Source organism: Pseudomonas sp. Leaf129, from assembly GCF_001423465.1.
Lineage (GTDB): Bacteria > Pseudomonadota > Gammaproteobacteria > Pseudomonadales > Pseudomonadaceae > Aquipseudomonas > Aquipseudomonas coleopterorum.
In genome coordinates this window covers 428,982-455,452 of the sequence record NZ_LMOC01000006.1, presented here as the reverse complement: position 1 = coordinate 455,452, position 26,471 = coordinate 428,982, and the positions used below count along the sequence as shown (strand labels likewise).

General features: G+C 58.7%; 25 protein-coding genes, 1 tRNA gene and 1 pseudogene. 18 read left to right on the top strand and 9 right to left on the bottom strand.

Annotated features, from left to right (window positions below; all coding sequences use genetic code 11):
* The first annotated feature begins 82 nt into the window (after positions 1 to 82).
* Positions 83 to 991: a 50S ribosomal protein L3 N(5)-glutamine methyltransferase gene (gene prmB / locus ASF66_RS10125; protein ID WP_056843752.1), complete on the top strand. Its 909-nt coding sequence runs from the start codon at positions 83 to 85 to the stop codon at positions 989 to 991.
* 30 nt (positions 992 to 1,021) lie between these two features.
* Here the strand turns inward: prmB and ASF66_RS10120 are convergent, their stop codons facing one another.
* Positions 1,022 to 1,804: a hypothetical protein gene (locus ASF66_RS10120; protein ID WP_056843751.1), complete on the bottom strand. Its 783-nt coding sequence runs from the start codon at positions 1,802 to 1,804 to the stop codon at positions 1,022 to 1,024.
* 74 nt (positions 1,805 to 1,878) lie between these two features.
* Complete coding sequence (locus ASF66_RS10115) at positions 1,879 to 2,844, bottom strand: alpha/beta hydrolase (RefSeq protein WP_236707091.1); 966 nt, start codon at positions 2,842 to 2,844, stop codon at positions 1,879 to 1,881.
* A 127-nt stretch (positions 2,845 to 2,971) separates the two neighbouring features.
* On the opposite strand from ASF66_RS10115, the gene aroC reads away from it, so the two are divergent.
* The 3 genes from aroC to ASF66_RS10100 are packed head-to-tail and all read left to right on the top strand — an operon-like array spanning position 2,972 to position 5,812.
* On the top strand, positions 2,972 to 4,063 hold the full coding sequence (aroC, locus tag ASF66_RS10110) for a chorismate synthase (RefSeq protein WP_056843750.1): 1,092 nt from the start codon (positions 2,972 to 2,974) through the stop codon (positions 4,061 to 4,063).
* A gap of 5 nt (positions 4,064 to 4,068) precedes the next feature.
* Positions 4,069 to 5,247, top strand: coding sequence for an MFS transporter (locus ASF66_RS10105; RefSeq protein WP_056843942.1), 1,179 nt, complete (start codon positions 4,069 to 4,071; stop codon positions 5,245 to 5,247).
* A 19-nt stretch (positions 5,248 to 5,266) separates the two neighbouring features.
* The gene (locus ASF66_RS10100; protein WP_056843749.1) at positions 5,267 to 5,812 is read left to right on the top strand and encodes a hypothetical protein; all 546 of its coding nucleotides are present in this window, start codon (positions 5,267 to 5,269) and stop codon (positions 5,810 to 5,812) included.
* 136 nt (positions 5,813 to 5,948) lie between these two features.
* Here ASF66_RS10100 and ASF66_RS10095 read toward each other — a convergent pair whose 3' ends face one another.
* On the bottom strand, positions 5,949 to 6,227 hold the full coding sequence (locus tag ASF66_RS10095; RefSeq protein WP_043185483.1) for a DUF3509 domain-containing protein: 279 nt from the start codon (positions 6,225 to 6,227) through the stop codon (positions 5,949 to 5,951).
* Between the two features lie 355 nt (positions 6,228 to 6,582).
* Here ASF66_RS10095 and ASF66_RS10090 point away from each other — a divergent pair, with 355 nt between their 5' ends.
* The 10 genes from ASF66_RS10090 (at position 6,583) to ASF66_RS10045 (ending at position 16,098) form a co-directional block, all read left to right on the top strand.
* The gene (locus ASF66_RS10090) at positions 6,583 to 7,104 is read left to right on the top strand and encodes an ankyrin repeat domain-containing protein (RefSeq protein WP_056843748.1); all 522 of its coding nucleotides are present in this window, start codon (positions 6,583 to 6,585) and stop codon (positions 7,102 to 7,104) included.
* A 63-nt stretch (positions 7,105 to 7,167) separates the two neighbouring features.
* Positions 7,168 to 7,698, top strand: a complete 531-nt coding sequence (locus tag ASF66_RS10085) for a hypothetical protein (protein WP_056843747.1) — start codon at positions 7,168 to 7,170, stop codon at positions 7,696 to 7,698.
* A 90-nt stretch (positions 7,699 to 7,788) separates the two neighbouring features.
* A complete protein-coding gene (locus ASF66_RS10080; protein ID WP_043185491.1) occupies positions 7,789 to 7,980 on the top strand; it encodes a PLDc N-terminal domain-containing protein in 192 nt (63 codons plus the stop codon).
* 199 nt (positions 7,981 to 8,179) lie between these two features.
* The gene (locus ASF66_RS10075; RefSeq protein WP_056843746.1) at positions 8,180 to 10,279 is read left to right on the top strand and encodes an LTA synthase family protein; all 2,100 of its coding nucleotides are present in this window, start codon (positions 8,180 to 8,182) and stop codon (positions 10,277 to 10,279) included.
* A 178-nt stretch (positions 10,280 to 10,457) separates the two neighbouring features.
* Positions 10,458 to 10,694, top strand: a complete 237-nt coding sequence (locus ASF66_RS10070; protein WP_049862124.1) for a hypothetical protein — start codon at positions 10,458 to 10,460, stop codon at positions 10,692 to 10,694.
* Between the two features lie 220 nt (positions 10,695 to 10,914).
* Positions 10,915 to 11,256, top strand: coding sequence for a ribonuclease E inhibitor RraB (locus ASF66_RS10065; protein ID WP_049862123.1), 342 nt, complete (start codon positions 10,915 to 10,917; stop codon positions 11,254 to 11,256).
* Positions 11,257 to 11,632: 376 nt separating this feature from the next.
* Complete coding sequence (locus ASF66_RS10060) at positions 11,633 to 13,042, top strand: circularly permuted type 2 ATP-grasp protein (protein WP_049862122.1); 1,410 nt, start codon at positions 11,633 to 11,635, stop codon at positions 13,040 to 13,042.
* A 12-nt stretch (positions 13,043 to 13,054) separates the two neighbouring features.
* Positions 13,055 to 14,005, top strand: a complete 951-nt coding sequence (locus ASF66_RS10055; RefSeq protein ID WP_049862121.1) for an alpha-E domain-containing protein — start codon at positions 13,055 to 13,057, stop codon at positions 14,003 to 14,005.
* The gene (locus ASF66_RS10050) at positions 14,002 to 14,835 is read left to right on the top strand and encodes a transglutaminase family protein (RefSeq protein WP_056843745.1); all 834 of its coding nucleotides are present in this window, start codon (positions 14,002 to 14,004) and stop codon (positions 14,833 to 14,835) included. The genes ASF66_RS10055 and ASF66_RS10050 overlap by 4 nt, the downstream gene beginning before the upstream one ends.
* Before the next feature lie 537 nt (positions 14,836 to 15,372).
* Positions 15,373 to 16,098 carry an amidotransferase gene (locus ASF66_RS10045; protein ID WP_056843744.1) on the top strand — a complete coding sequence of 242 codons (726 nt, stop codon included), beginning with the start codon at positions 15,373 to 15,375 and terminating at the stop codon, positions 16,096 to 16,098.
* Positions 16,099 to 16,135: 37 nt separating this feature from the next.
* Here the strand turns inward: ASF66_RS10045 and ASF66_RS10040 are convergent, their stop codons facing one another.
* From ASF66_RS10040 to ASF66_RS10030, 3 genes are all read right to left on the bottom strand, one after another.
* Positions 16,136 to 17,107, bottom strand: coding sequence for a magnesium and cobalt transport protein CorA (locus tag ASF66_RS10040; protein ID WP_056843743.1), 972 nt, complete (start codon positions 17,105 to 17,107; stop codon positions 16,136 to 16,138).
* Positions 17,108 to 17,166: 59 nt separating this feature from the next.
* On the bottom strand, positions 17,167 to 17,889 hold the full coding sequence (locus ASF66_RS10035) for a lysophospholipid acyltransferase family protein (RefSeq protein WP_056843742.1): 723 nt from the start codon (positions 17,887 to 17,889) through the stop codon (positions 17,167 to 17,169).
* 84 nt (positions 17,890 to 17,973) lie between these two features.
* Positions 17,974 to 18,663 carry a crotonase/enoyl-CoA hydratase family protein gene (locus tag ASF66_RS10030; protein WP_056843741.1) on the bottom strand — a complete coding sequence of 230 codons (690 nt, stop codon included), beginning with the start codon at positions 18,661 to 18,663 and terminating at the stop codon, positions 17,974 to 17,976.
* Between the two features lie 212 nt (positions 18,664 to 18,875).
* Between ASF66_RS10030 and ASF66_RS10025 the strand changes: the two genes are divergently transcribed.
* Positions 18,876 to 18,965: transfer RNA gene (locus ASF66_RS10025), tRNA-Ser, on the top strand.
* A 407-nt stretch (positions 18,966 to 19,372) separates the two neighbouring features.
* Here the strand turns inward: ASF66_RS10025 and ASF66_RS10020 are convergent.
* Positions 19,373 to 20,341: a DUF932 domain-containing protein gene (locus ASF66_RS10020; protein WP_056843740.1), complete on the bottom strand. Its 969-nt coding sequence runs from the start codon at positions 20,339 to 20,341 to the stop codon at positions 19,373 to 19,375.
* A 682-nt stretch (positions 20,342 to 21,023) separates the two neighbouring features.
* Here ASF66_RS10020 and ASF66_RS10015 point away from each other — a divergent pair.
* Entirely contained in the window at positions 21,024 to 22,355 is a 1,332-nt protein-coding gene (locus tag ASF66_RS10015; RefSeq protein WP_162240083.1) for a YfjI family protein, read from the top strand.
* Here the strand turns inward: ASF66_RS10015 and ASF66_RS22475 are convergent.
* Positions 22,352 to 23,596 (bottom strand): hypothetical protein, encoded by a 1,245-nt coding sequence (locus tag ASF66_RS22475; protein WP_156463173.1) that lies wholly within the window; start codon positions 23,594 to 23,596, stop codon positions 22,352 to 22,354. The two genes, ASF66_RS10015 and ASF66_RS22475, sit on opposite strands and share 4 nt — an antisense overlap.
* Before the next feature lie 501 nt (positions 23,597 to 24,097).
* On the opposite strand from ASF66_RS22475, the gene ASF66_RS10005 reads away from it, so the two are divergent.
* Both ASF66_RS10005 and ASF66_RS23245 read left to right on the top strand, forming a co-directional pair.
* Positions 24,098 to 24,334 (top strand): helix-turn-helix transcriptional regulator, encoded by a 237-nt coding sequence (locus ASF66_RS10005; RefSeq protein WP_056843737.1) that lies wholly within the window; start codon positions 24,098 to 24,100, stop codon positions 24,332 to 24,334.
* 346 nt (positions 24,335 to 24,680) lie between these two features.
* Positions 24,681 to 25,307, top strand: a complete 627-nt coding sequence (locus ASF66_RS23245; protein ID WP_056843736.1) for an inovirus Gp2 family protein — start codon at positions 24,681 to 24,683, stop codon at positions 25,305 to 25,307.
* A 146-nt stretch (positions 25,308 to 25,453) separates the two neighbouring features.
* Here ASF66_RS23245 and ASF66_RS09995 read toward each other — a convergent pair.
* A pseudogene (locus ASF66_RS09995) lies at positions 25,454 to 26,235 on the bottom strand (IS3 family transposase); the annotation flags it as partial.
* Positions 26,236 to 26,471: the final 236 nt, after the last annotated feature.

The window sequence follows — 26,471 nt, the reverse complement described above, 5'->3', positions numbered from 1 at the left end:
GTGAATCGGATTGAGCGAACATGGCGAAAATCGCCTGCGGCCCTCTGTTAATATCCCGGCTTGATTCGACCGAGGAGCTTTTGTGATCACTTCCCGCTTGCGCACCGTGCGCGACCACATCCGTTGGGCCGTCAGCCGTTTTCATGGCGAAGAACTGTTCTTTGGCCACGGCACCGATAACGCCTGGGACGAGGCCCGCCTGCTGGTGCTGGGCGCGTTGAACCTGCCCTACGAAATCGCTGACAGCTACCTGGACTGCCGTCTGGAAGAGGACGAGATCGTACGTGTGCAACACCTGCTCAAGCGGCGCATCGAAGAGCGCGTGCCGGCCGCCTACCTGATCGGCGAAGCCTGGTTCTGTGGCATGTCGTTCATCGTCGACGCACGGGTGCTGGTGCCCCGTTCACCGATCGGCGAGTTGATCGAAAACGGCTTCGAGCCATGGCTGAGCCAGCCACCGGCGCGGATCCTCGACCTGTGCACCGGTTCGGGCTGCATCGGTATCGCTTGCGCCGATGTCTTCCCGGAAGCTGAAGTCATCCTGGCCGACCTGTCCTTCGAGGCGCTCGAAGTGGCCAATCAGAACATCGAGCGGCACGGTCAGGAAGAGCGCGTCTACACCGTCCAGGGTGATGGTTTCGAAGGTTTGCCGGGGCAGCGGTTCGACCTGATCGTATCCAACCCGCCCTACGTCGATGCCGAAGATTTCGCCGACATGCCGGCCGAGTATCAGCACGAGCCGGAACTGGGCCTGGCCTGTGGCGACGACGGCTTGAACCTGGTGCGACGCATGCTGGCCGAGGCGGCGGATCATTTGACCGACAAAGGCCTGTTGATCGTCGAGGTCGGCAACAGCCAGGTGCACGTCGAGGCGCTCTATCCGGAAGTGGATTTCGCCTGGCTGGAGTTCCAGCGCGGTGGGCATGGCGTGTTCATGCTCAGCGCCGAGCAGTGCCGCCAGCACCAGGCGCTGTTCGTTTCGCGGATCTGATCGCGTAAGCCCGCTTCACCGCGGCTGATGCTAGCGGTGAGTGGCGATCCAGATCAGCAACGCGGCCTGGAACACGGCGAACGCGATCAGGCAGGCGATGGTGAAGCGCAGGCCGCCTTCTTCGCGCGAGAACTTGCCGATCCGCTCCTGTTGGGTGTGCAGTTTCAGCTCCATCTCCTGCAACTGCTGTTCGGCCAGCTGCAGCATCTCGCTGGCCGCCAGCACCTCGACCACCTGGACCTTTTCCGGATTCCAGGTGCTCAGCAACTGGCTGACGGCAATGGGGTGATAGCGGCCCTTGAGGCGTTGCACGTCGGCGTACTCGACATTCAGGCCTTGGGTGCGCAGGGCGTGATCGCGGCGATCCAGGCCTGCCGGTTGCAGCGCTTCCTTGCTCGACAGCGCTGCGCCCTGCAGGGTGTAGTGCGGCCAGTGACGCTGAAGCCAGGCGGTGGCCTGGGCCATGACGAAACGGCCCAGGCCGCGGTTGACCGGCTCCAGTTGCAGACCCGCTTCGCTGCCCAGAGTGACCTGCTTGAGCTGGTGGTCGACCCATACGTCCAGCTGGTTCTGTTCCTTGCGCACACGCTGGCCGGGCAGTTGGATGTCCAACCGCAGCAGGCTCAGGGCCGGGTCGTGGCGCTCGGCCAGGCCGAACTGCACGAAACGCAGCGGGCGTGGGCCGGTCGCCCGGTCGGCGGGCAGGGGCGCCAGGCGCAGCATCCTGAACTGCTCGGCGGTGACCTCGGCCCATGGCCGCGGCACCTGCGCAGGTTCATCGATGTCGGCGTTTGGCGGGTCTTGTTCGGTCATGGCGCGATCCTCTTCACGCAGCTTGTATCGGCTACCTCGACCCACTCTTGAGTGCGCCCGGCGCAGAGCGCCGCTCAAAGCCCCTGAATGAAGGGCACGACGACGCGGCCCAGTTCTGCAGCCAGCGGCCGATTGTGGTCACGGTACGATTTGAGCTGGGACGGCAGGTCCATCGGCACGATGCGCAGGACATGGTTCATGCCGGGAATGATCGCCAGCTGCGCGTCCGGCTTGGCGCGCTGCAGTGCCTGCGCATCGCCGACGCCCACCTGGATGTCGTGGCTGCCCTGCACGATCAGCGCCGGGATCTTCAATGCAGCGAAGGCTTGCGCAGGGTCCTGGCGCAGCAGCGAAATCAGGTAGGGCTGCACGCTGGGGCGAAACAGCACCTGCAAGGGCTGGGGTACGTCCGGGTCGTATTGTCCTGCCTCCAGGCGCTCGATCAGTTGATAGCTGCGCGGCTGCAGTTCGGCCGGCAGACGCTCGCCGATCTGTTCGCGAAGCACTTCACCCAGGGGCCGGCCGCTGCCCGACAGCGATACCACCGCATTGGCGCCAGCACGTTGGGCGGCCAGGGTGGCGATCAGCGCACCCTCGCTGTGACCAAGGATGACCAGCGGGCCGAAACGCGGATCGCGCTTGAGCTGCGCGCTCCAGGCCACCGCATCGTCGACGTAGCCCGCCACGCTCAGGTCGCGTTCATCGGGCGTGGCCTTGCGGCCGGTTGCCACACCGCGTTTGTCGTAGCGCACACTGGCGATGTTGTTCTGGGCCAGAAGCAAGGCAAGCTTCTTCAGACTGTCGTTGCGCCCGGCTTCGGGATTGTTGCCGTCGCGGTCGGTAGGGCCCGAGCCGGAAATCATCAGCACCACAGGGACCGGCCGGTCGGCGCGGGGCACCAGCAGCGAGCCGTACAACGTGCCTTGAGCCGTCTGCAACTCGATCGGGCGCCTGGCGATGTCGGGCGTGGCGGCCAGTGCCGCGGCGCTGCTGGCGAACAGGAACACGGCAAGCAATCGGAACATCATCTGCAACATCATCGAGCCACTATCCAGGGAAGTGCGATTTGGACTGGGGCGTCTGGCTAAGGTTCAGGGATGAACTGGCCGTCGACCCTGCGTATACTGGCGCCCTGTCTGATTCGGTTGATTTCGCGGAGCGCCCTGCATGTCCGGCAATACCTACGGCAAGCTGTTCACTGTCACCACCGCTGGCGAAAGCCATGGCCCGGCGTTGGTCGCCATCGTCGACGGCTGCCCGCCAGGCCTTGCGATCTCCCTGGACGATCTGCAGCGCGACCTGGATCGCCGCAAGCCGGGCACCAGCCGGCACACCACCCAGCGCCAGGAGCCCGACGAGGTCGAGATCCTCTCCGGCGTGTTCGAAGGGCGGACCACCGGTACCTCCATCGGCCTGCTGATCCGCAACACCGATCAGAAATCCAAGGATTACTCGGCAATCAAGGACCTGTTCCGTCCCGCCCATGCCGACTACACCTACCATCACAAGTACGGCGAGCGCGACTACCGCGGCGGTGGCCGCAGCTCGGCGCGCGAAACCGCCATGCGCGTGGCGGCCGGGGCGATCGCCAAGAAGTACCTGGCCACCCAGGGCATCCTGATTCGCGGCTACATGAGCCAGTTGGGCCCGATCCAGATTCCCTTCAAGAGCTGGGACGGCGTGGAAGACAACGCCTTTTTCAGCCCCGACCCGGACAAGGTGCCGGAGCTGGAGGCCTACATGGACCAGCTGCGCCGAGACCAGGACTCGGTCGGCGCGAAGATCACCGTGGTCGCCGAAGGCGTCATGCCCGGCCTGGGCGAGCCGATTTTCGATCGTCTGGACGCTGATCTGGCCCATGCATTGATGAGCATCAACGCGGTCAAGGGTGTGGAAATCGGCGCCGGTTTCGCCAGCGTGGCCCAGCGTGGCACCGAGCACCGCGACGAGATGACGCCCGAGGGCTTCCTCAGCAATCACGCAGGTGGGGTGCTGGGCGGTATTTCCTCGGGGCAGCCGATCGTCGCTCATCTGGCCCTCAAGCCTACGTCGAGCATCACCACGCCAGGACGCTCGATCGATGTCCACGGCCAGCCGGCCGACATAATCACCAAGGGCCGCCACGATCCGTGCGTGGGCATCCGCGCCACGCCGATTGCCGAAGCCATGATGGCCATCGTTCTGATGGACCACCTGCTGCGTCATCGTGGGCAGAATGCCGACGTCAAGGTCGATACCCCGGTGCTGGGCCAGCTTTGAGCGCGGTGCCGTCGCCTGCGGGACATGCAGTCCCGTATTGGCGACTGTCCACCTTCTACCTGTTCTACTTCGCCCTGCTAGGGTCGACGGCGCCGTTCCTGGCGCTGTACTTCCATCACCTGGGCTTCGACAGTGCGCGTATCGGTGAGCTGGTGGCGATCCCGATGCTCATGCGCTGCGTGGCGCCCAATCTCTGGGGCTGGCTGGGCGACTACACCGGTCGACGCCTGGCCATCGTGCGCATCGGCGCGGTGTGTACGCTGGCCAGTTTCTCGCTGATCCTGCTGGAAACCAGCTACGCCTGGCTGGCGCTGGTCATGGCGCTGCACGCTTTTTTCTGGCACGCGGTGCTACCGCAATTCGAAACCCTGACGCTGGGCCATTTGCAGGGGCAGACGGCGCGCTACAGCCAGATCCGCCTGTGGGGTTCGATCGGCTTCATCCTGACCGTCGTCGGCCTGGGCCGAGTGTTCGAAAGCCTGAGTCTGGATGCCTACCCCTATACGCTGCTGGCGATCATGGCCGGGATCGTCGCGGCCAGTGCTTGGGTGCCCAATGCACCGGTTGGCGAAGGCCCGCGTCGAACGCCGGGGGACGGCTTCATGAAGCAACTGGTTCGCCCTGGCGTACTGGCGTTCTACGGGTGCGTGGGGCTGATGCAGCTCAGCCACGGTCCGTACTACACGTTTCTGACCCTGCACCTTGAACAGTTGGGATACAGCCGCGCGGTGATCGGCATGTTGTGGGCGGTCGGTGTAGTGGCCGAAGTATTGATGTTCCTGGCCATGAGCCGGATCCTGGCGCGGTTTTCCTTGCGCCACGTGCTGGTCGCCAGTTTCCTGTTGGCTGCGGTGCGCTGGCTGTTACTGGGCAGTTTCGCCGAGCACCTGTGGCTGCTGGTGCTCGCCCAACTCATGCACGCGGCCACCTTCGGCAGCTTCCATGCCGCGGCTATCCATTTCGTGCAACGCAGCTTCGGCATCCATCAACAGGGGCAGGGGCAGGCCCTGTACGCAACGTTGGCCGGTGTCGGTGGCGCTCTGGGTGCTCTGTACTCCGGTTACCTGTGGCAACCGCTGGGCGCCACGGGGACGTTTGCTCTGGCTAGCCTCGCCGCATTCGCCGCCGCCCTGATCATGCTCAAACGCTCGCCTGCAACGCTCCCGCCCGCAGCCAGCCACTGACCCCATTCGAGGATTCTGCATGAGCCGCTTGACCGTCTATCACCGCAGCACGCCCGACATCCCCAACAAAGTGTTGAGCCACCCTGAAGACATCGCCGCGACCCTGGCCGAGCTGGGCATCGGCTTTGAACGCGCCGAAGCGACGCTTCCCGTGTCCAGGGAGGCGAGCGCGGAAGAGGTCATCGCGACCTGTCGAAGTGAGGTCGATGCCTGGATGGCCAAGGGAGGCTACATGAGCGTGGACGTCGTCAGCATTGACGAGGATCACCGCCCGCAGGCCTCGAACCAGGCCGAGCTTCTGCGTGAGCACCGGCTGGAGGGAGAATGGGTTCTGTGCGTGGTGGCCGGGCGTGCCCAGTTGAGCGTGCACGCCGGTGACTACGTGTATGCCGTGCTCTGCGAACGTGACGACCGGATCACTGTACCGCCAGGCGTAACGCATTGGCTGGACCTGGGCGAACGTGCACGGTTCGTCGGCCTGCGTATCCTCACCGATTCCCATGGCTGGCGACCCGATTACGTGGATCAGCCCGTGCACGACCTGTTTCCGCGGATGGATGACTGATTCCAGCTTCGTCCAGGCGAAAAAAAACCCGGTACCAGGATGCGCCAGGTATCGGGTTTTGCAAGAAACAGAGCAGAGGAAACAGGGTGTATCAGTCAGGCCAAGCCAAGCTTGCCGGATAGATCAGCTGCGCTAATCAGGCCGAATGGTAGGTCGGCAGGGCAAAGCGGTTCTGACTTTGCAGCATGTTGATTGCTGGCAGCTGACTGGCTTCACCGGCCAGATCGCGGCGGATGGCGCTGATGACCCAGGTCAGTTGCTCAGGGGTGTGCAGTTGAGCGTAGGAAATCGAACGCTTGATCTGTTTGCCATCGGTGTCACGCAGGGTCAGCAGGACGGCACCATCCGGGCGTGGCTGGGTGGTCACTTCGTACTCGGAGAAAACGGAAACGAATTTTTCGTGGAGGAAGTTCATGTGCAGCTCCTAGCAAGTTGGCAGGCATGTCTAGGTAGTTGCAGCGAGTGTGCCAAGTCTCTTTAAAAATAAAATCCTTATAAATCAGCAGCTTGGGGATTATGCTTTTTTTGCCCTCCGTGCAATTTGCATGAACAGCCATTTGACATGCTGCATTTTGCGCGGCGGAGTAAGGCGAGCGATGAGTCGTTGCGAGGGAGTGAGGCGCGCGCAATGGATTTTTTCCCATGGCGCTACTGTCTATGACCACAAATCGCCAATAAATTCCCGATTCGCGGGTGATAGCCAGGCTCTGTTGCAGGCTTGAACCCAAGCGGGAACACTGTCTACCGTGATCCATTGCCAGGAGGTTTCCATGACCCAGCCCGAAGCTCGTCAAATGAACGATGAAGAAGCCGCCGAGTTCGCCGAACAGGTGTTCGATGTTGCACGCAACGGTGACGCGCAGATGCTTGAACGCCTGCTGGAAAAAGGCCTTCCGCCCAATCTGCGCAACCACAACGGCGATACCTTGTTGATGCTGGCGACCTATCATGGTCACCTCGATGCCACACGGTTGTTGCTCAGGTACAAGGCGGATCCGTTGATTGCCAATGACAAGAACCAGTTGCCCATGGCCGGTGCCGCCTTCAAGGGTAACCTGCCGATCGTGCAGTTGCTGATAGAGGAGGGCGCCCCCGTCGATGGCGCTTCGGCTGATGGACGCACGGCGCTGATGATGGCGGCCATGTTCAACCGTACGGAAATGGTCGAGTACCTGTTGGCGCAAGGGGCCAACCCGGCTGCGGTGGATGCTCAGGGCATCAATGCATTGGGCGCCGCACGCGCCATGGGTGCCAAGCTGACCATCGAACAGCTGGAGAAGCTGGCCGCCTGATACCCGTCTGGCTGATTTGCGGCTATCCTTGCGGCCATTTTCCAGCGCCGCAGGGGTTGCCTCATGAAACAGTCACTTGTCGAACTCATCGGCAAAATCAGTTCCGGCTGCATGCGCGATGACGACATCGATCGCATCGCCGATGAGGCCGCCCAGGCCTACGCCGACCCCCAGGCGTTCCTCACTGCCAATCCCGACATCAATTACGACGACAGCTTTCCGATTCCCTTGGGCGAATGGGTCGTGGTGGGCAGCCTGCCCGACACGGTGATCTTCCAGGCCGATACCTACTCCGAGCTGCTGCAGCAGATCATCGATTCGTTCGGGCCCGACGTCACGTTCAACATCAAGCCCAAGCAGTTGAACAAGATCGATGCGTTGACTGCACTCAATCGTATCCAGGTGCAACTGGCTGCCATGAGCAAGGATCAGGGAGGGTACGTGCTGTTCGATTTCAGCCAGCCACTGGATGATGAATTGCAGATGGTGCTGGTGTACGGCAAGGATGCCGATCGGGTCGCGGCACTGGGGGCCGAGTTGCACATCAGGGCCGTGCCCGCCCTGGAAGCGTTGCGCGTGGCAGTGCACGTCTGAACGCAGCCTTCACCTTTCGCACGGCGACCACGGAACCCCTGCGACACGCCGCTATCCTAGTTGATGCATGCCATCCACAAGGAGTATCACATGGGTTCCACTTTCAATAGCCTGATCGGCCTGATCATCCTCGCGCTGGACATCTGGGCGGTCATCAACGTCATCAAGAGTGGTGCCTCGACCGGGGCCAAGGTCCTGTGGGTACTGCTGATCATCCTGCTGCCGGTACTGGGCCTGATTATCTGGGCAATCGCCGGTCCACGCGGCAACGTGCGGGTCTGAATCAAACAGGTCGAACCTGCAACGGGTTCGACCTGCCTGCCCCGGCGACGTATCATCCTCGGCCCGACCGCCGTTTCGCGGCCGATGCGTAGCATCTGAACGGAATTTTCACCTGTCTTCACGGACAATCCGCGCCCAGATTTACCCTACGCACTTCCAACAGATCCCAACAATAGACCTCAACGGACCTTTCCTACACATGGCTACTCCGGACGCCTTGAGTCAAAAGCAGGCCGCGCGCGGCAAACTGCAACCGACCGTCAAATCGCACCTGGCTTACACGCTGCTCAGCGGCCTGGCGATCATGCTGATGCTCAGCGGATTGCGCCTGGCATTGCTGATGTACAACCGCGAGATGATCGGTGATACCCCAACCAGCACCTTCGTCGAAGCCTTCTTCAATGGCTTGCGCTTCGACCTGCGCCTGGTGGTGTACCTGCTGATTCCACTGCTGCTGGCCGTGCTCAGCGCACGCGCCATGCGCTGGCGCGGGCTGTTCCGGGCATGGCTGACCATCGCGTCCAGCGTGGTGCTGCTGTGCGGCCTGATGGAAATGGACTTCTACCGCGAGTTTCACCAGCGCCTCAACGGCCTGGTGTTCCAGTACGTGAAGGAAGACCCCAAGACCGTGCTGAGCATGATCTGGTACGGCTATCCGGTGGTGCGTTACCTGCTGGCCTGGGCCTTCGTAACCTGGCTGCTGAGCCTGGTGTTCAAGGGCTTCGATCGCCTGACCCGTCCGCGGGTCGCGGCGCCCGCCAATGTCGGCCGTTCGGTTGCACCGTGGTACGCACGAGTGGGCGTGTTCGTGGTGATCCTGCTGATCGCCGTGGTCGCCGCGCGCGGCACCTTGCGCCAGGGGCCGCCGCTGCGCTGGGGTGATGCCTACACCACCGATTCGAACTTCGCCAACCAGCTGGGCCTCAACGGTTCGCTGACGCTGATCGCTGCCGCGAAAAGCCGCATGTCCGAAGACCGCGACAACATCTGGAAAGCGACCCTGCCGCAGGATCAGGCGCAGAGCACCGTGCGTGACATGCTGCTCACACCTCATGACACCTTGGTGGACGACGACACTGCCGCCGTGCGTCGCAACTTCCAGCCGCCTCAGGCCAACACCCTGCCGATCAAGAACGTCGTGGTGATCCTGATGGAAAGCTTCGCCGGTCATTCGGTGGGCGCGCTGGGCGCCGAAGGCAACATCACGCCTTACTTCGACAAGCTGGCCCAGGAAGGCCTGCTGTTCGACCATTTCTTCTCCAGCGGCACCCATACCCATCAGGGCATGTTCGCCACCATGGGTTGCTTCCCGAATCTGCCGGGCTTCGAATACCTGATGCAGACCCCTGAGGGCAGCCACAAGCTGTCCGGCCTGCCGGAGATGCTCAGCGCCGCGCGCGGCTACGACGACGTCTACGTCTACAACGGCGACTTCGCCTGGGACAACCAGTCCGGTTTCTTCAGCAACCAGGGCATGACCACGTTCATCGGCCGCAACGATTACGTCAATCCGGTGTTCTCCGATCCGACCTGGGGCGTGTCCGACCAGGACATGTTCAACCGTGGCAACGAAGAACTGGCCAAGCGCGGCGCTGCCGGCAAGCCGTTCTATGCACTGCTGCAGACCCTTTCCAACCATGTGCCCTATGCCTTGCCGGCCGAACTGCCGGTGGACAAGGTCACCGGTCGTGGCAGCCTGGACCTGCACCTGACCGCCATGCGCTACTCGGACTGGGCCCTGGGCCAGTTCTTCGAGAAGGCGCGCAAGGAGCCGTACTTCAAGGAAACCCTGTTCATCGTGCTGGGCGACCATGGCTTCGGCAACGAGCAGCAGATCACCGAGATGGACCTGGGTCGCTTCAACATTCCGTTGCTGCTCATCGGCCCCGGCATCCAGGAGAAGTTCGGCAAGGTCAACCACACCGTCGGCTCGCAACCCGACGTGGTACCGACCATCATGGGTCGCCTGGGCGGCGCCAGCCAGCACCAGTGCTGGGGGCGTGACCTGCTCAACCTGCCGGCAGGCGATCCTGGCTTCGCCGTGATCAAGCCTTCGGGCAGCGAGCAAACCGTGGCCATCGTCAAGGGTGACCGTATTCTGGTCGAGCCGCGCGACATGGACACCCGCCTGTATCGCTACCAGCTGGGCCGCGAGTTCGGCGCCCAGTTGATCCCCGATACCGACGCCAACGCCTCCGATGTGCCGCAGTTGCGGGCCAAGCTGGACTCGTTCATCCAGACCGCGACCAAGAGCCTGCTCGACAACACCGCAGGTGCCGTGGAGAGCAAGCAGGAGTAAGTAGCTGACGCTCTGTGAAAAGGCCCTTCGGGGCCTTTTTTTCATGGGGTGATCGAGCCCGTTCCGGTACACCTCCGGCAATCTGCCGTCCGGAACGAATGCCGGGCGTTGCGAGTCAACGTTGAGTGAGCTTATCCAGCAGCTTCCTGCCTGAATTGCGTCGAGGAGATGTACAACAATGAAAGAGTGGAAAATCAGCTTCTTCAACAAGGATGGCGTACTGGACAGCATGGCGATCAATGCTGACACCTGCCCGTCGATCGAAGAGGCGGCGACCCTCGTGCGCTCCAGGCTGTACCCGGTCGCCGCCGAGCTGGATGAAGTCAACCTTCCCGATACCGTAGCCTCGCCGGTCGCCAAGACGCTCAAGTCTCAGCACAGCGTGGAAATCACTGCCATTACCGAAGTCGTGTGAACCGCGAGTGATCCGGGCCATTGGCACAGGCCCGGCCTTCGCGTTACTCTGCGCTCGAGGTCCTTGAGGATCTCGCTGCTCGTCTTTGCATCCCGCTTCTTGCGACACGCTCGATTCCAGGCGCTGCGTCACTGACGCCGCACCGCACCCATTCCTTGTCCCGAGGAGGTTCTGGAAGTACTGAAAGTCTATCCGTCGTTATTGCTGAGGGAGACGATTCATGAGCACAACCTATCAAGAAGACATCAGCAGCAATGTATTACGCCGCATGAAAGAGGGCGGCTTCGATTTCGCCCGCATCCATCCCATCGAGTTCTACGCGGTCTTTCCCGATGAAGACCGGGCGCGCACGGCTGCCGGCAAGTTTCGCGGCGAGTCGCTCAACGCCCAGATCAGTGAGCGCGACGACGGTGCCTGGCATCTGGAATTGAGCAAACTGATGTACGCCACCCACGGTGGCATCGGTGAATTCGAGCAGGATTTCGAAGCCGTCGTCGAACCCCTGGGCGGTGAGATCGAAGGCTGGGGCGTCAAGCACGAAGTCAGGCGTCCGCAGGCCTGAGCCGGAGTGAACCACAGCGGCATGGTGGTTCACGCTTCCCATCGAATGACAGGCAAAAAAAAGCCGCTCTCAAGGGAGCGGCGAATGGGAATTCGATGGATTCCAGCAAGCGCCAAGCTTTTGCCGGTTTCGATGAAATAATTATCAGCTAACGCCGCAAGCTATTGAATTCAACTCTGTCTATGCTGGTCATAGAGTCAAGCCGCTTGAACAATCCGCTTCGCAATGAAGCGTATGTCATCGGCGTTCGGACATTGCCGCACAAGAACGGTGCACGGTTCTCGATCAGGGATCCCAAGCACTTGATTTAATGGCACATATGCCGATGGCACGGGCCTTGCGAAGGCTCTTGGATCCGGGTGACAAGGAGTACGGCATGAGCCGCACCTATTATGATGAGATGTACGATGCCGACGGCCAGGTTCGCCCGCATTACCGGGAGTTCGCCCGTTGGTTGGCCGAGACGCCGCAGGAATTGCTTGCCCAGCGTCGACGCGAGGCCGATTTGTTGTTTCATCGCGCCGGTATCACCTTCACCTTGTACGGCGACGAGCAGGGCACTGAGCGGCTGATTCCTTTCGACACCATTCCGCGCAGCATTCCTGCCAGCGAATGGCGGATCGTGGAGCGCGGCTGCATTCAGCGCGTCAAGGCGCTGAACATGTTTCTGGCGGACCTGTACCACGACCAGCGCATCATCAAGGCCGGCATCATTCCCGCCGAGCAGGTACTGGCCAACGAGCAGTATCAGCTGGCGATGCAAGGCCTGGACCTGCACCGCGACATCTACTCGCACATCTCCGGGGTCGACCTGGTGCGTGACGGTGATGGCACCTATTACGTACTCGAAGACAACCTGCGCACGCCCAGCGGTGTGAGCTACATGCTCGAAGACCGCAAGATGATGATGCGGCTATTCCCCGAGCTGTTCGCGGCGCAGCGCATCGCACCCGTGGATCACTACCCCAATCTGCTGCTCGACACCCTGAAAAGCTCCAGCGCCATCGACAACCCCAGCGTGGTCGTGTTGACGCCGGGTCGCTTCAACAGCGCGTTCTTCGAGCACGCCTTTCTGGCGCGCGAGATGGGTGTGGAGCTGGTGGAAGGGGCCGACCTGTTCGTGCGTGACGACAAGGTGTTCATGCGCACCACCGACGGACCCAAGCCGGTGGACGTGATCTACCGCCGCCTGGACGATGCCTTTCTCGACCCCTTGGCCTTCAACCCCGATTCCATGCTGGGCGTGCCTGGTCTGCTGGCTGCGTATCGCTCCGGCAACGTAGTACTGGCGAATGCCATTGGTACCGGCGTAGCCGACGACAAGTCGGTCTACCCCTTCGTGACCGACATGATCCGCTTCTACCTCGACGAAGAACCGATCCTCAAGAACGTGCCGACCTGGCAGTGCCGCAAGCCCTCGGAGCTTTCCCACGTGCTGGCCAATCTGCCGGATCTGGTGGTCAAGGAAACCCAGGGCTCGGGTGGCTACGGCATGCTGGTGGGGCCGTGTGCGAGTGCCGCGGAAATCGAAACCTTCCGGGCGCGCATCAAGGCCCGGCCCCATGCCTACATCGCCCAACCCACGTTGTCGTTGTCGACCTGCCCGACCTTCGTCGAGAACGGCATAGCGCCACGCCATATCGATCTTCGCCCCTTCGTCCTCGCCGGCCGCGAAACCCGCGTGGTGCCCGGCGGCCTGACCCGCGTGGCCTTGCGTGAAGGCTCGCTGGTGGTGAATTCGTCGCAGGGCGGCGGGACCAAAGACACCTGGGTGGTCGAGGATTAAGGATGCCTGCCAATGCTAAGTAGAACTGCCTCTGATCTGTATTGGATGTCGCGCTATCTGGAGCGCGTCGAAAACCTGGCGCGCATGCTCGATGTCAGCTATTCGCTGTCGCTGATGCCCCAGGACGGCCGGGGTGACGGCCTGGATGAAATCGCCATGCCGTTGTTGATCACCGGCACCCTGGAAGACTACCTGGCGCGCCATGGCAAGCTGCACGCCGAACGCCTGCTGCATTTCTTCGCCCTGGATCCGGCCAACCCGGCCAGCATCTACAGCTGCCTGGGGGCGGCGCGTGCCAGCGCCCATGCGGTGCGCGGACGCATCACCGCCGACATGTGGGAGAACATCAACTCCACGTGGCTTGAGATCCGTGGCATTGCCGAGCAGGGCGTGGGTCGCTACGGCATGAGCCGTTTCTGCGACTGGGTCAAGGAGCGCGCCCACCTGTTTCGCGGAGCGACCTATGGCACCCTGATGCGCAACGACGCCTTCCGCTTCATCCGTCTGGGCACCTTCATCGAGCGTGCCGACAACACCCTGCGTCTGCTCGATGCACGTTACGAAATGCTTGGCGATGAAGCCTATTCGGTCGACGACAGCTCGGCACGTGGCTACTACCAGTGGAGCGCGCTGTTGCGCGCGTTGTCGAGTTTCGAAGCCTACACCGAGATCTACCGCGACGCGCCGGCGGCCAAGCCGGTGGCGGAGCTGTTGCTGCTGCGTGCCGACGTGCCGCGCTCGTTGCGCGCCTGTACCGAGGAGATCAACCAGATCCTCGCCGACCTGCCCGGTGCCAACGGCCGTCCGGCCCAGCGTCTGGCGGCCGAGCTGGACGCGCGTCTGCGCTACACCGGCATCGGCGAGATCCTCGACGAGGGCCTGCATGAGTGGTTGAACGAACAGATCCCACTGGTGCGCCAGCTGGGCAACGCGATTCACAGTTCCTATCTGGAGGCTGTATGAGGCTCAACATCAGTCACGAAACCGCCTATCACTACGATGATGAGGTGCGAGCCAGCATCCAGTACCTGCGGCTGACACCCCACGACAGCGAGCGCCAGCGCATCCTGAGCTGGCAACTGGACCTGCCGCGTCCGGTACGGGCCCAGCTCGATCCGTTCGGCAACATCCTGCATGTGCTGACTCTGGACGACCCTCACGATGCAATCATCATTGCCGCGCGTGGCCAGGTCGAAATCGATGAGACCCGTGAAGCCGAACATGAAACGCAATCACCACTGCCGTTCCTGCGCTTCACTCGGCTGACCGACGCCGACGATGCCCTGCGTGCCTTCGCCGCCCAGCAGTGCCGCACCCGGCGCGACCGCAATGGCCTGATCGACCTGATGCAGGGCCTGCACCAGCGCATCGCCTACACCAGCGGCGCAACGGCCGTGGACACCAGTGCCGCTCAGGCCTTTGCCAGCGGTGCCGGAGTCTGCCAGGACCACACCCACGCGTTTCTTGCCTGCGCTCGCAGCCTCGGCATCCCGGCGCGCTATGTGTCGGGCTATCTGTTCACCGAAGACACCGAGCACATGGCCAGTCATGCTTGGGCCGAAGCTTGGCTGGACGACGCCTGGTACAGTTTCGACGTGACCAACCAACTCGCGCGGCCCGAGCGCCACTTGAAGCTGGCGGTTGGCCTGGATTACCTAGACGCCTGCCCGGTACGCGGCATGCGTCGCGGTGGCGGTTTCGAACAGATGCACGCCAAGGTCCTGGTCGCGCCGAGTGCGCCCGTCGTCAGCGTGGCTGTCCAGCCCCAATCGCAGAGCCAGACCCAAGGCTAGGCGTTCAATCTGCGCCATCGCCGGGACTGCGGGCCTGATGATGGTTTCATGCCTGGCTCCCACCGTTCAACTGAACAACCTGCCCAGATTGGGCAGGATCAGTACCAGGGTCATGGTGAACACGATGAGTCCGGCCTGACGGATTTTCGGATGTTTGAACATGGCAGACTGCCTATGAGTTATGTTCTTCCTGGCGCCAACGCGTGCTACAACCTGGGTTGAGCTTGGCGAAAAGGTGCACCCCCACGACTCGATGCACCCAATCGGCGGCATCAATAGTCATGCTTTTACCTTAGAACCCTTGATTGGCGCGGCTTAGAACGCTTTGCTGCAATTCAACGGGTTTTTCGAATCGAGTTCGACTAAGGAACTCTTCCGCTAAATTCGAACATGCCGGGCTAGACAGCCAAGACCGGGAATGCCCGTCTGCAGAGGCAATCTACCGTTCATCGGCTGAATTCGAAGCGGCTTCACTTGCCAGCGGAATCGATTAACGGGCAGGCTTGTCACCTGCGTTCCCTCTTCTTCGAGTGACCTATGACCCTCAACATCTGCATTCTGGAAACCGACGTCCTGCGGCCCGAACTGGTCGAGCAATACCATGGCTATGGACGCATGTTCGAAAGGCTGTTTGCCAGCCAACCCATTCCTGCCCGGTTCACCGTGTTCAACGTGATGAATGGCGAGTATCCGCCTGCCGATGCCCAGTACGACGCGTATCTGGTGACGGGCAGCAAAGCGGACTCGTTTGCCACCGACCCCTGGATCGAGACGCTGAAGGCGTTCTTGCTGGAGCGCTACCAGCGTGGCGACAAGCTGCTGGGCATCTGCTTCGGTCATCAGCTGCTGGCGCTCCTGCTGGGCGGCAAGGCCGAGCGCGCTACCCAAGGCTGGGGCGTGGGAACCCACGAGTACAGCCTGGCCAATCGCGCGGCCTGGATGACCCCGGAAATCGAGACCCTGACCTTGCTCATCAGCCATCAGGATCAGGTCACCTCGTTGCCCAAGGACGCATCGGTGGTGGCGTCGAGCGAATTCTGCCCGTTCGCGGCCTACCAGATCGGTGATCAGGTGCTGTGCTTCCAGGGTCATCCTGAATTCATCCACGACTACTCCCGCGCGCTGCTCGACATTCGTCAGCAGCACCTGGGCGAGCCGGTGTACCAGCAAGCCATTGCCAGCCTCGACCGCGATCACCACGGCATCACCGTGGCGGAGTGGATGATGCGTTTCGTGGCGCAGGGTACTCAGCCCGCCCAGTGAAGGGCAACGGGCTGCGGTGACGGCTCTGCGCGTCGGGCTACAGCCAGCCGGCGCGCTTGAAGCCGGCGAACAAACCGCTGCAGCCGGACACGATCACACCCAGCACGATGTAGTAACCGTAGTGCCAACTCAGCTCGGGCATGTTTTCGAAGTTCATCCCGTAGATGCCGGCAATGGCCGTGGGGAAGGCCAGTATCGCAGCCCAGGCGGCAAACTTGCGCTGGGTGATGCTTTGTCGTGACGACTCCAGCAGCAGGCCGATCTCGATGGTCTGCGTGGCGATGTCGCTCATGGTGCCCAGGTCTTCCATCTGCCGCGTCACGTGGATCTGCACGTCGCGGAAGTAGGGGCGCATGTTCTTGTCGATGAACGGGAAATCCAGCCGTTGCAGCTCCTCGCTGATCTCGACCATGGGCGCCACGTAGCGCCGCATGCGCAGCAGCTCGCGGCGCAGCCCGTGCAGGTGCTGGATGTCGGCCTCATTGAGCGAACCCCCGAGCACCCTGCGTTCCAGTGCTTCGATCTCGGCGTGGATGGTCTCACTGACTGGCTGATAGTTTTCGGTCACGAAGTCCAGCAGCGCATAGAGGACGAAATCTTCACCGTGATCCAGTAGCAGTGGCCGGGCCTCGCAGCGCTTGCGCACCGAAGCATAGGACGCCGAATGGCCATTGCGGCAGGTGATGATGTAGCCACGCCCGGCGAAGATATGGGTCTCGACGAACTCCACCTTGTCGTCGCGGCGAATGGGCGAGTAGGTGACGATGAACAGCGCATCGCCGAAGGTCTCCAGCTTGGGCCGGCTGTGCACCTCCAGGGCGTCTTCGATGGCCAGTTCGTGCAGGTCGAACTGCTTCTGCAACTGGCTCATCTGCTCGGCGCTGGGCTGCTCCAGGCCAATCCACACGAAATGCCCTGGGCGCCGTGCCCACTGCGCGCCTTCGTCGAGGTTGATATCAGTAATCTTCTTGCCCGCGCTGTATACGGCGGCGGCGACCACTCGGCCCATGATGTTCACTTCTTCGGTTGGCGGGGCGGCCCGTATGGGCCCGCTGTGGATAGGAGTGTCTAGGCGCGGCGCAGTTCGTGGTCCAGTTCATCGATCGTCTGCTGCATCTGGGCGCGGCAGCGTTGCAGCAGCTCGGCGGTGTCCTTGTGCGTCAGGCCTTGGGTGGCGATGGGCGCCAGCGCCCGCACACGCACCTGGCCACTGCGCCAGCGGCCCAGGCGCAGCGTGCGCCGATAGCGGCTGATGCACACCGGGACGATAGGCACGCCGGCATCGATGGCCATGTGAAAGGCACCTTTCTTGAACGGCAGCAGTTCATCGGTGCCGTTGCGGGTGCCTTCGGGAAAGATCCAGATGGAGGTGCTGCGGTCACGCAGCGTTTTCGACGTGAGCTGCAACGAGCGGCGAGCCTCTCGGGCGTTCTCGCGATTGACCAGGATGTTGCCGCCCAGCCAGAACAACTGACCGAACAGCGGGATCAGCCCCAGGCTCTTCTTGCCGACCGCCACCGTGCGCGGCGGCACGATACCGCCGAGCAGGAACAGGTCATAGTTGGACTGATGATTGGCGACCATCACGAAACCGGGTGGCTGCGCGTTCAGCGAATCCACTTGCGCCTCGACCTTTACCCCCAGCACCCGTCTGGCGGGCAGTGAATAAAGCCGGGCAAACAACCGGGTGTTGTCGGGATGAAACGGTCGACACAGCCCGAGCAACAATCCCAGCACACCCACTGCAATAAAATGCAGCCCCAACAACACGAGACGAACGGCGTAGAGCATCCTGCGCAATACCTTCAACGGAAACCATCAGTGTACGGTCGTGCACCCCTATCGGCAATCGGCGGTCCGGCGTGCCCACTTCGGTCAGAAGCCCTGCTCTTGATCGAGCAGGATCGCTTCGTCGAGGGTTTCCAGAAACGCGCGACGTGCCTTGAGCTTGGTCTTGGCATGAGCTTTCATGTTCAGCTTCTGCAACCGCTGCGCGGCGGCCAGCGCAGTTGCCTGCAACTGCTCGGGCGCGACGATCTGATCGAGAAAACCGGCCTGCAACGCGCCGGCCGGGTCGAACATTTCCGCGCCGATCACCGAGCGCTCGAAGGCCGCACGCCCCAGTCGATCCCGCGCCAGCTCGATGCCGGCATGGTGCATGGTCATGCCGATCTGCACCTCGTTCAGACCGATATGGAAAGGCCCCTCGACACCGATCCGGTAATCGGCCGACAGCAGCAGGAACGCACCCTTGGCCACCGCGTGCCCCGGGCAGGCGACGATGACCGGAAACGGGTGGCTCAACAGCCGGCGGGCGAGGGTAGAGCCCTGGGTGACCAGGCTGATCGCATTCTGCGGGCTGGAGGTCATGACCTTGAGGTCGTAGCCCGCCGAGAGAATGCCGGGCTGGCCGGTGATGATCACCACCGCACGCGCCTCCACGGCTTGGTCCAGAGCGTCGTTCATCGCGGCAATGACCTCGGGCGAGATGGCATTCACCTTGCCGTTGTTCAGGGTCAAGGTGGCAATGCCGTCCTCGAATCGGTAATCGACCAGCTCGTTCATGCGCTATTCCTTATCATGTTGTGGCGCCGACGTTACCCAGCCTTGTCGGCCGGGTAAAGCGCCGTGACTGACTGACCAGTCACGCCAGCACTTGCGAAGAAATCCAGGGCTTTGCTTAAGCGCATGAAAATCTTGCAAAAAAGCTTTGCCATCACGAGCGCTTTCGACTACATTAGCGCGCCTCGACAGACCGAACAGGTTTGCAGAGAAACGGTGAAGTGTCCGAGTGGCTGAAGGAGCACGCCTGGAAAGTGTGTATACAGGAAACTGTATCAAGGGTTCGAATCCCTTCTTCACCGCCATATTATACCCAGAGAGCCCCGCTATGCGGGGCTCTCTGTTTTCTGAGGCTTGTTGTTCCCCCATCTAGCCCCCCACTTCAATGCCGCGTCTCCCGGAACCTCTATGTGCTTACAGCGCTGGAGAGGAGCGAAAGTCCTTACAGGTTCCAGGTGGCGTGGACAGGGCGTTGATAAAGCTGCAGAGCACCGTGATCAGCATTGCACCGCACATCACTGCGAGGGCTAGGTTGATCTTCACCACTACGACCAGAGTCGCTGAGTACAGTGCGACTGCAAGCGTGAGCAGTGCGCATACGATTTTGAGTTTGTGCATTCTGGTTCTCACGTAATTGAGCTGATGCTCAGCTGCAGCAGCCACATAGAGCCCGCCACATGGCGAGCAGGTATCGGTTGGTGGTCTGCTATTGCTACGCCGCTAAACTTAATGCGCTGTGAAGGGCTCGTTGCTTGAGAGCGGCGCCTTGGCCAAACCAGGCAGAATCCATTCGATAGTCAGCCGACCTGGCCCGCTTTTCATGATCCACAAACTCAGTAACCGCGTTTAGAAGTCCCCAGGCCGTCCCCTTTGCTGATGCTAGGCTAGCGCCTTTGCCTCTGCCCTCAAACAAGCCACTGGCTTTCGCAATCGCATGGCGGTTGGTTTGCTGGCCCTGCGCGGTAACGCTTGTCGATGCCACACTGAGCACTTGGTTGAAAAAGTGCTCAGCTTCTTTGTTAGATACCTTCCGCTCGGCGAGAGCCCGCATTTGGTACATGAACTCATCCCACCGAGAGGCTGCAATACCCAACTGTTTTTTAACGACGCTTGGATCAAATCGAGTATTGTGAGGGACTTTTATAGCGCTGGTAGCGCCATTGAGTGACAAGGCTAACGTGTTGTTGCACACCACCCGAACACTCGTGGGCGTTGCGGTGGTCGCTAAGGTGCCATCACAGGACGTAGCCAGCAGTAGATATCCGCCCACCTCGTCACCTCCTTTCAACGCGACGGACTGTCCCGTTCTCGCCAACGCCCAGAACTTTCGGCCGCCTTTGAGTACTCCTGCCGTTTCCAGTTCATAGCCTGAGGATTCTGTAAGGTCTCTGTAGAATTCAAGAACTTCATTCGGCTGGACCACTTGATAGCGGCACGACACGACTGATAATGGTTCTAGCGTATCCGAACGAAACAGCACTTTTTGGTCCACGAACGTGCGGCTCTCCGGATTCCCATTCCCGCTAATCGATTCGTAGTGCACAGGACTGGACTTAATCTGCCAATCCATCCCGGCCTCGCGTTGCCAAACTTCTAGCGGTTCTCCGCGAACAAGCTTGCTGCCGAGCCCGTGCCACGGCGTAGATCCGACGTACGCCATATTCTGGATTTCGTGTGCCATATTAAATTCCTTTCAGTTGATTGGATGGAGGCGGCCAAAGAGGCGACCGCATCGCATGCAAACGTGAGTGAGCGCTTGGTTTATTTTTGGCTCTTGGTATTTGATCTTTAGAGCTATGTCAAGTGCATCGAATAGACGCTTAGCCAGTTCTTCAAGCGCAGTAAGTACTACCGGGTTTTTGCTTAGGCTAGGATGGAAAGAGAGGTGTCGAATTATTAGCCGATTTACTGCCTTCGCGCCGAGGGCGATGCGACGGGCCGAGGAAATAGGAAGAATTCTACTGCTGTGACAATAGGGGCAAGTACAGAACATAAGAGAAGACTCGAATGGTGTGTTCGCCTCGGTTATATATATCTAAAAACTATTGGAATGAGAACTAAGGCCTGTTGCCGGTCCGATCAGTCGCGTGTCTTGGTGTAGCAGCTATTTCCGCTATTCGTAGCAGAGTAGCGAGGTACAGCCCCCTAATGCACCTCTGATTTACGTGTAACGGGTGTGTAATGGCCCGTAATCATTTCAAAAGCCCCGGCGTTGGGTTTCACAATGATACTTTTCTCTTACCAGCCATTTCCGGCTGATCGGAGGCTCCATGTATCACTCTTATTGTTACCCCGCCTTACCAATCCCTGGTGCGCCATACCCGGCTCCATCATTAGCACACCCCTGCTTCAGTTCGGCGGTTTTGGAAGCTGCTGAAAATCTTAAGCTTCCCCATCCGTTCGTCTGTCTCACCGCATTGAGTGCTATCGCGGCAGTGCTGCAAGAGCTGGTAGATATTGAAATGCCCTCTGGTAACGCTTTGCCGGTGTCGCTGAACACGTTGATCACTGTTCCCTCTGGTGGAGGGAAAAATAGGACGATAAATCTCTTTAAGAGATCAATCGAAGAGTTTGAGACCCAGCAGGTGCTGGCGAGCAAGGGAGAAATGGCAGCCTATAAGACTAAATTCGAAATATGGTCTCATCAGCGTAAAGACTTGCTGAAAAAACAGTGCAAGGTACTATCAGGGGATGAGTTGGTTGAATTGATGATCGCTCACGATCAAAAAGCCCCGATACCTCCGAAACCCTTTCGGATGGTCTTTGAAGATACTACCCCTGAGGCTCTGCTCGGATCTCTAGGTGCGGGTGGCCATGGTGCATGGTTGGTAACAAGTGAGGGCGGCATCATTCTTTCGCAACACTCAATGAAGAATATGCCAGCTCTTAATCAGCTTTGGAGTGGTGACCGAGTCACTGTCGACCGCAAAACCACGGGTAGTTTTGTGTTGGCAGATGTCAGGATCTCGGTATTAATCATGAGTCAGCCTGGAATCTTCGAAGACTTCATCAACCGGTACGGCGGTTTGGCACGAGAGTCTGGGTTCTTTGCACGATGCTTGGTATTGGCTGTTCCACCGAGTGTTATTGGTCAGTATGAGGACGACCAAGTGCTGGACTGGCAAAACCTTGAACAATTTCACGTAGTGTTGCGCCGTTTCTTGAGCATGAGCGTGAGCGGGATAAGTCGCTCCGCGGTCAGGTTCTCTCCTGCAGCCCGCAGCAGGTGGGTGGTAATTAAAAATGCAGTGGTCGACGAGTCAAAGATGGGAGGCCGATTCACTGACTTTCCGGATCTGGCTGCGAGGACACCTGAAAATATCGCACGGATTTCTGCATTGCTTCATTTCTTTGAAGGACGAAGCGGGGATATTACTGTCGAGACTTTGGACTATGCCTGCCGCCTTTGCTTCTGGCACATTGATCAGTTCGTGCAGATGTTCTCCAAAAGATCTACTGGCGAGGAGGATGCAAAGATTTTATTTGGGTGGTTTTTGGGGAGATACAATAATAACTCCCAAGTCGCCCATCGAAAAACTGCCGTGAGGCAAGCGTGTCCCAACTCTTTGAGAAAAGACGGCCGATTTAATGCGGCCTTTGAATTGCTCGCATCTAGGGGGTATGTAGCAACTCAGGTTTTTGGCAAGGGTGCTCAAGGGGTCATCTTCTACCCAAGAGGATATGGTAACGGCTAATTTTTAAGAGGCTCTTTCAAAATCGCCTTTAACAAATTTGCGGCACGAGATTTAAAGCCTATCTTCTCAAGCCGGTCCTTTAATTGCTTGGATGCCATAATATTCTTATCTGATGAGTCATTCTTCATTAAGGGGCGCGCCTCATTCAAGCGTATAAGTGCATCTGAAAAGCTGCGTGGGTATTTTTTAGGACTGACTTCAATAGCGGGCTTAGGGTCCTCGAATAAACTGTTGTCATCGATCAATACCCTAGTGCAATACTCTATAGTGCTTTCGCTTTTTAATTTAATATTCGCTCTGAGGTAGCTAGCTATGTTTGATGTCTCACTGTGTTCCCGCCAGTAACGGCTGGCCTCGTTATTTTCTTTTATATTTTTTATGGTGGCGTGAAATTTAAGGGCCGCGTTGTTTAAGACGTCTAGCTTTGTTAGTTCTCGTTGATTTGGGCATTGGCTTGGAAGTGCTTCAAGAATCTCCTTGAGCGCGTAGATTTGGGACGGCAAAAATAAAATGTTTGTTTTGTCTACCCAGATGGGAATCGGCCCACTGCCAGTTGAGGGGAGCGAGTCTGAGATGGAAAACAAAAAAAACTCCATTTGGAAGCCATGCTGCACGTCTGTTTGCAAGTCCTTGAAAGTGCTGGAGTGGGCCGCGGTCGCGGTTAAGCGCTGCGACTGATTCACCCAAGATAATGCGCTTGAGCTTGAGGGTAAAAGTACGTCTTTTTGGAATAGAGACGGGGGACTTGCGGGTCTAGGCAGCGTAATGCCGAACCACTTTTCTAGACTGTAGGGGGCAGTGTAAAGGTGATAGAAGGCTTTGATACGTTCGCTTCTGCTGGCAGTAGTTAGAGATGAGCTATGATTATACTCAACAAAGCAATTATGAACGCTTTCGTGAAGTTCTTCAGTAGATATGGATTTTCCGCTAGTCGATATTATAGCGTCGAACCGAGAGATTTCTTTTCTGCCACCTATTGCGATGGTCTCGAGTGTCGCACTCGGGATTTGTAGATATTCTGCCTGATGCTCACGTTCGCTTGCTTGATAGTACTGGGGGGTGAGCGAGAAGTTTTCATTCTCGTAAAACATCCTGACGGTCCTATCATGCGGAATTGGCACGACTGTTGAGACGTTTGCCCATCTTACGAAATCTACGAACTCTGAAATTGAAAGGTTCAACTCGCACAGTGAATCCTCCAAGGAGAATGGCCTTCGATTTCTTCTCAGATTGTTGGTCATGCTTCGCCTCTGCAGATGTGCTGTCTAGTACCTCCATCCTAGCAGGCAAAATGCTCGACGGGCTGAGCGGGTATCGCACGATGGCAAAAACACCTTCGATTTGATGATCTGCGTTCTCATGAACCGATGCTACCGCCTCAACATCTTTCACCGGGGTAAGTCATGGCAATCGTCTAGAGGCCAGCCTAGCGAGCTTAGCGTCAGTGGCAGTTGGCATGGCGCTGTGATGCGCGTGCCGTCGAATCAGGACGCACCGCAAGCGTCCCTAACGCTATGGTTCAATGATTACTTCCAGGCCATTAGAGAACGGAAGGAAGGGTGACAGACCTGATTGCACCACGGTGCAAAGCCTAAGCTGGGTCCTGAAGCCGTTGCTATAAGCTGACGCGCGAATCCATCCATCGATGTAATAGCATTGTAATCACACGTAATGGTTCCAAAATCGTCTTTCGCGGATAGCACTCATGTACTGTCAGTCCATCGAGTCCAAGGGAGCGTTATATGAGCCAGTCTGATTTTATTGCGTTAGCTGTGATTCCCTGTGTCCTGCGCCTGAAGGTAGTCATGAGACGCACAGGGCTTTCTAGATCCTCGCTGTACAGTCTGATGGATCCCAATTCTAAGTACTTCGATCCCAGCTTCCCGAAGCGGATCTATTTGACGGGGAGAATAGGGGGAGCTATCGGTTTCATCGAGAGTGAGGTCAGCCAATGGATTGAGTCGAGGATCACGGCTTAATCACTGTCTTATTTTTGGATTAACTCGACAGTAGATTCCTAAGGATTAAATCGAAGTGCGCGTATGCAGCTCGGGGGCTTGCGCTGCACTAGCGGTGGTTGGAGATGTCGGGTTGTAACGGTACCCTCTAATAGGGCTTATAAGAGCCGGTTTAAGCGGAGTAAGAGGATTGCTTGCGCTGTGAGGCTGTTGATGGAATATCACCTAGTAGACCCTCGTATGGGGCGTTAGCGATAGCCTAGGGTAGTTAACTAACCCTGCTTTCTGCTATCACTACTATCCAAACATATATCCATCCCCAAGAGGAGATGGAAGATTTATACACACACATGAATTAGGTGTCTAGATGAGTAAAGCAGTTAGTCTCAATATCTTCTCTTACTTTGAGATCATTGATGGCGTATTACAGTACGCGATGAGGAATTACCGCAGGTTGCTCGTAGTGAGGCTAGAGCTGCGCTTTCCGAAGTGCATGTCTACTGGTGAGATACCGGGGAATGAGGCACTAGGCAGATTTGCTAAGTCTTTAAGGTCCAAAATAGAGTTCCAACGTGCAAGAGCCAGTAAGGGGGGCAAGAGAGCGCATCCTACAGATGTGCGACTGGTATGGGTAAGGGAATTCGGTCCTGTGAGTAAACGACCTCACTATCATCTCATGGTCGTTGTTAATCGCGATGCTTATCGCGGTGTAGGCGACTTGAATTCCAATGACGATAACCTAGCACGCTGCATCCAAGGTGCTTGGGCAAGTGCCTTGAGACTGAATCCTGATGCGTACAGGGGACTGGTCAGCTTCTCTCGGGGAGGGCAATACTACATCATCAACGGCAATGGGTATAAGCGGGTGATGGGGGCGATGCAATACCTCTCTAAAGAGTATTCTAAAGTGCAGGATGGAGCTCGTAACATTGGTTATAGCCTCGCTCGTAAGGACTTGATGACCCACGGATGTAGCATCCAGTGCCTTCATTAGTTGGTAAGAGTCACTACGCCAGCAATACTTGTCGCGGCGGATCTGGTAATAGAGTATCCAATTAAGGAATAAGCATCTATCATGAAAAACTTTAGCAATCCACTGTTTACAGATAAATAGATGAGGTCTGAATAGTCCCGGATTTTCTAGACACTCTCCAAGCTCGGAAAATAGCGTTTTTCATACTCTACTGGAGACAGCAGCATAGCACTGCTGTGCCAGCGTTTAGGGTTATAGAAAATTTCGATGTAATCGAAAATATCACCTCGGGCGTCTTCGCGCGTTGTGTAGATTTTTCGTCGGATTCGCTCCCGCTTCAAAAGCTGGAAAAAGCTTTCGGCTACGGCACTGTCGTGGCAGTTTCCTCGCCGACTCATGCTGCTGATTACATTATTGGCCTTCAAGAAGCTTTGCCAGTCTGAGCTACTGAACTGACTACCTTGGTCTGAGTGGATTATCACTTGCTACTGTGGTTTGCGTCGCCAGACAGCATCAACATCGCATCGATAGCCAGGTCGCTGCACATCCTTGGCTTCATTGACTAACCAATTGCTTGGCGGGAGAACAGATCCAGCACTACTGCCTGATAGAGCCATCCTTCATAAGTGCGGATGTAAGTGATATCTATCCCCCAGACCTTGTTCGGCTCATTGACCTTGAACTGCCGCGCGAGGTGGTTAGGCGAGGCCACTGTTGGTTTTCTACCGTAAAACCCTAGACGCCGCCGATAGCCCGTTTGCGAACGCAGTCCCTCGGCCTGCATCAAGCGCCCAACTCGATTTCGCCTGCATGCTTCTCCCAGCTCACGCAGGTCATCGTGAATTTGGCGATAGCCGTATACACCTGCACTCTCCAGCCAAGGATGTTTGATCAAGCCAGGCAGGCGTTGATCTTCTTTTGCTCGGGCAGATTGAGGCTCGCCCAGCCAGCGGTCTCCGCACCACTGTGAGGACGCCTGCGGCGAAGAAGCCGATACCAGCCAGCGCGAAATACCAGGAGCGACCGAGGGTTATGAGGCGAACCCCACCCACGACCATGAAGAGCCCGGAGGCGACGATCACCAGACCGAGCGCGCTCAGCACGATGCCTCTAAGTCCAAGGGTTTTCCCTTCGGCGTGGCTTGGGCAGGAGGAATATTCGGGCAGACGGCGTGTCTCCTGATAA

What these genes read in the sequence shown, in the direction of transcription:
- ASF66_RS10050 (WP_056843745.1), top strand. Translation starts at nt 14,002, where the DNA reads ATGAGGCTCAACATCAGTCACGAAACCGCCTATCACTACGATGATGAG.
- ASF66_RS10120 (WP_056843751.1), bottom strand. Translation starts at nt 1,804, where the DNA reads ATGACCGAACAAGACCCGCCAAACGCCGACATCGATGAACCTGCGCAG.
- ASF66_RS23245 (WP_056843736.1), top strand. Translation starts at nt 24,681, where the DNA reads ATGAGTAAAGCAGTTAGTCTCAATATCTTCTCTTACTTTGAGATCATT.
- ASF66_RS10065 (WP_049862123.1), top strand. Translation starts at nt 10,915, where the DNA reads ATGAGCACAACCTATCAAGAAGACATCAGCAGCAATGTATTACGCCGC.
- ASF66_RS10045 (WP_056843744.1), top strand. Translation starts at nt 15,373, where the DNA reads ATGACCCTCAACATCTGCATTCTGGAAACCGACGTCCTGCGGCCCGAA.
- ASF66_RS10100 (WP_056843749.1), top strand. Translation starts at nt 5,267, where the DNA reads ATGAGCCGCTTGACCGTCTATCACCGCAGCACGCCCGACATCCCCAAC.
- ASF66_RS10085 (WP_056843747.1), top strand. Translation starts at nt 7,168, where the DNA reads ATGAAACAGTCACTTGTCGAACTCATCGGCAAAATCAGTTCCGGCTGC.
- ASF66_RS10060 (WP_049862122.1), top strand. Translation starts at nt 11,633, where the DNA reads ATGAGCCGCACCTATTATGATGAGATGTACGATGCCGACGGCCAGGTT.
- ASF66_RS10115 (WP_236707091.1), bottom strand. Translation starts at nt 2,844, where the DNA reads ATGATGTTGCAGATGATGTTCCGATTGCTTGCCGTGTTCCTGTTCGCC.
- ASF66_RS10090 (WP_056843748.1), top strand. Translation starts at nt 6,583, where the DNA reads ATGACCCAGCCCGAAGCTCGTCAAATGAACGATGAAGAAGCCGCCGAG.
- aroC (WP_056843750.1), top strand. Translation starts at nt 2,972, where the DNA reads ATGTCCGGCAATACCTACGGCAAGCTGTTCACTGTCACCACCGCTGGC.
- ASF66_RS10030 (WP_056843741.1), bottom strand. Translation starts at nt 18,663, where the DNA reads ATGAACGAGCTGGTCGATTACCGATTCGAGGACGGCATTGCCACCTTG.
- ASF66_RS10005 (WP_056843737.1), top strand. Translation starts at nt 24,098, where the DNA reads ATGAGCCAGTCTGATTTTATTGCGTTAGCTGTGATTCCCTGTGTCCTG.
- ASF66_RS10035 (WP_056843742.1), bottom strand. Translation starts at nt 17,889, where the DNA reads ATGCTCTACGCCGTTCGTCTCGTGTTGTTGGGGCTGCATTTTATTGCA.
- ASF66_RS22475 (WP_156463173.1), bottom strand. Translation starts at nt 23,596, where the DNA reads ATGACCAACAATCTGAGAAGAAATCGAAGGCCATTCTCCTTGGAGGAT.
- ASF66_RS10040 (WP_056843743.1), bottom strand. Translation starts at nt 17,107, where the DNA reads ATGGGCCGAGTGGTCGCCGCCGCCGTATACAGCGCGGGCAAGAAGATT.
- ASF66_RS10080 (WP_043185491.1), top strand. Translation starts at nt 7,789, where the DNA reads ATGGGTTCCACTTTCAATAGCCTGATCGGCCTGATCATCCTCGCGCTG.
- ASF66_RS10070 (WP_049862124.1), top strand. Translation starts at nt 10,458, where the DNA reads ATGAAAGAGTGGAAAATCAGCTTCTTCAACAAGGATGGCGTACTGGAC.
- ASF66_RS10075 (WP_056843746.1), top strand. Translation starts at nt 8,180, where the DNA reads ATGGCTACTCCGGACGCCTTGAGTCAAAAGCAGGCCGCGCGCGGCAAA.
- ASF66_RS10055 (WP_049862121.1), top strand. Translation starts at nt 13,055, where the DNA reads ATGCTAAGTAGAACTGCCTCTGATCTGTATTGGATGTCGCGCTATCTG.
- ASF66_RS10095 (WP_043185483.1), bottom strand. Translation starts at nt 6,227, where the DNA reads ATGAACTTCCTCCACGAAAAATTCGTTTCCGTTTTCTCCGAGTACGAA.
- ASF66_RS10020 (WP_056843740.1), bottom strand. Translation starts at nt 20,341, where the DNA reads ATGGCACACGAAATCCAGAATATGGCGTACGTCGGATCTACGCCGTGG.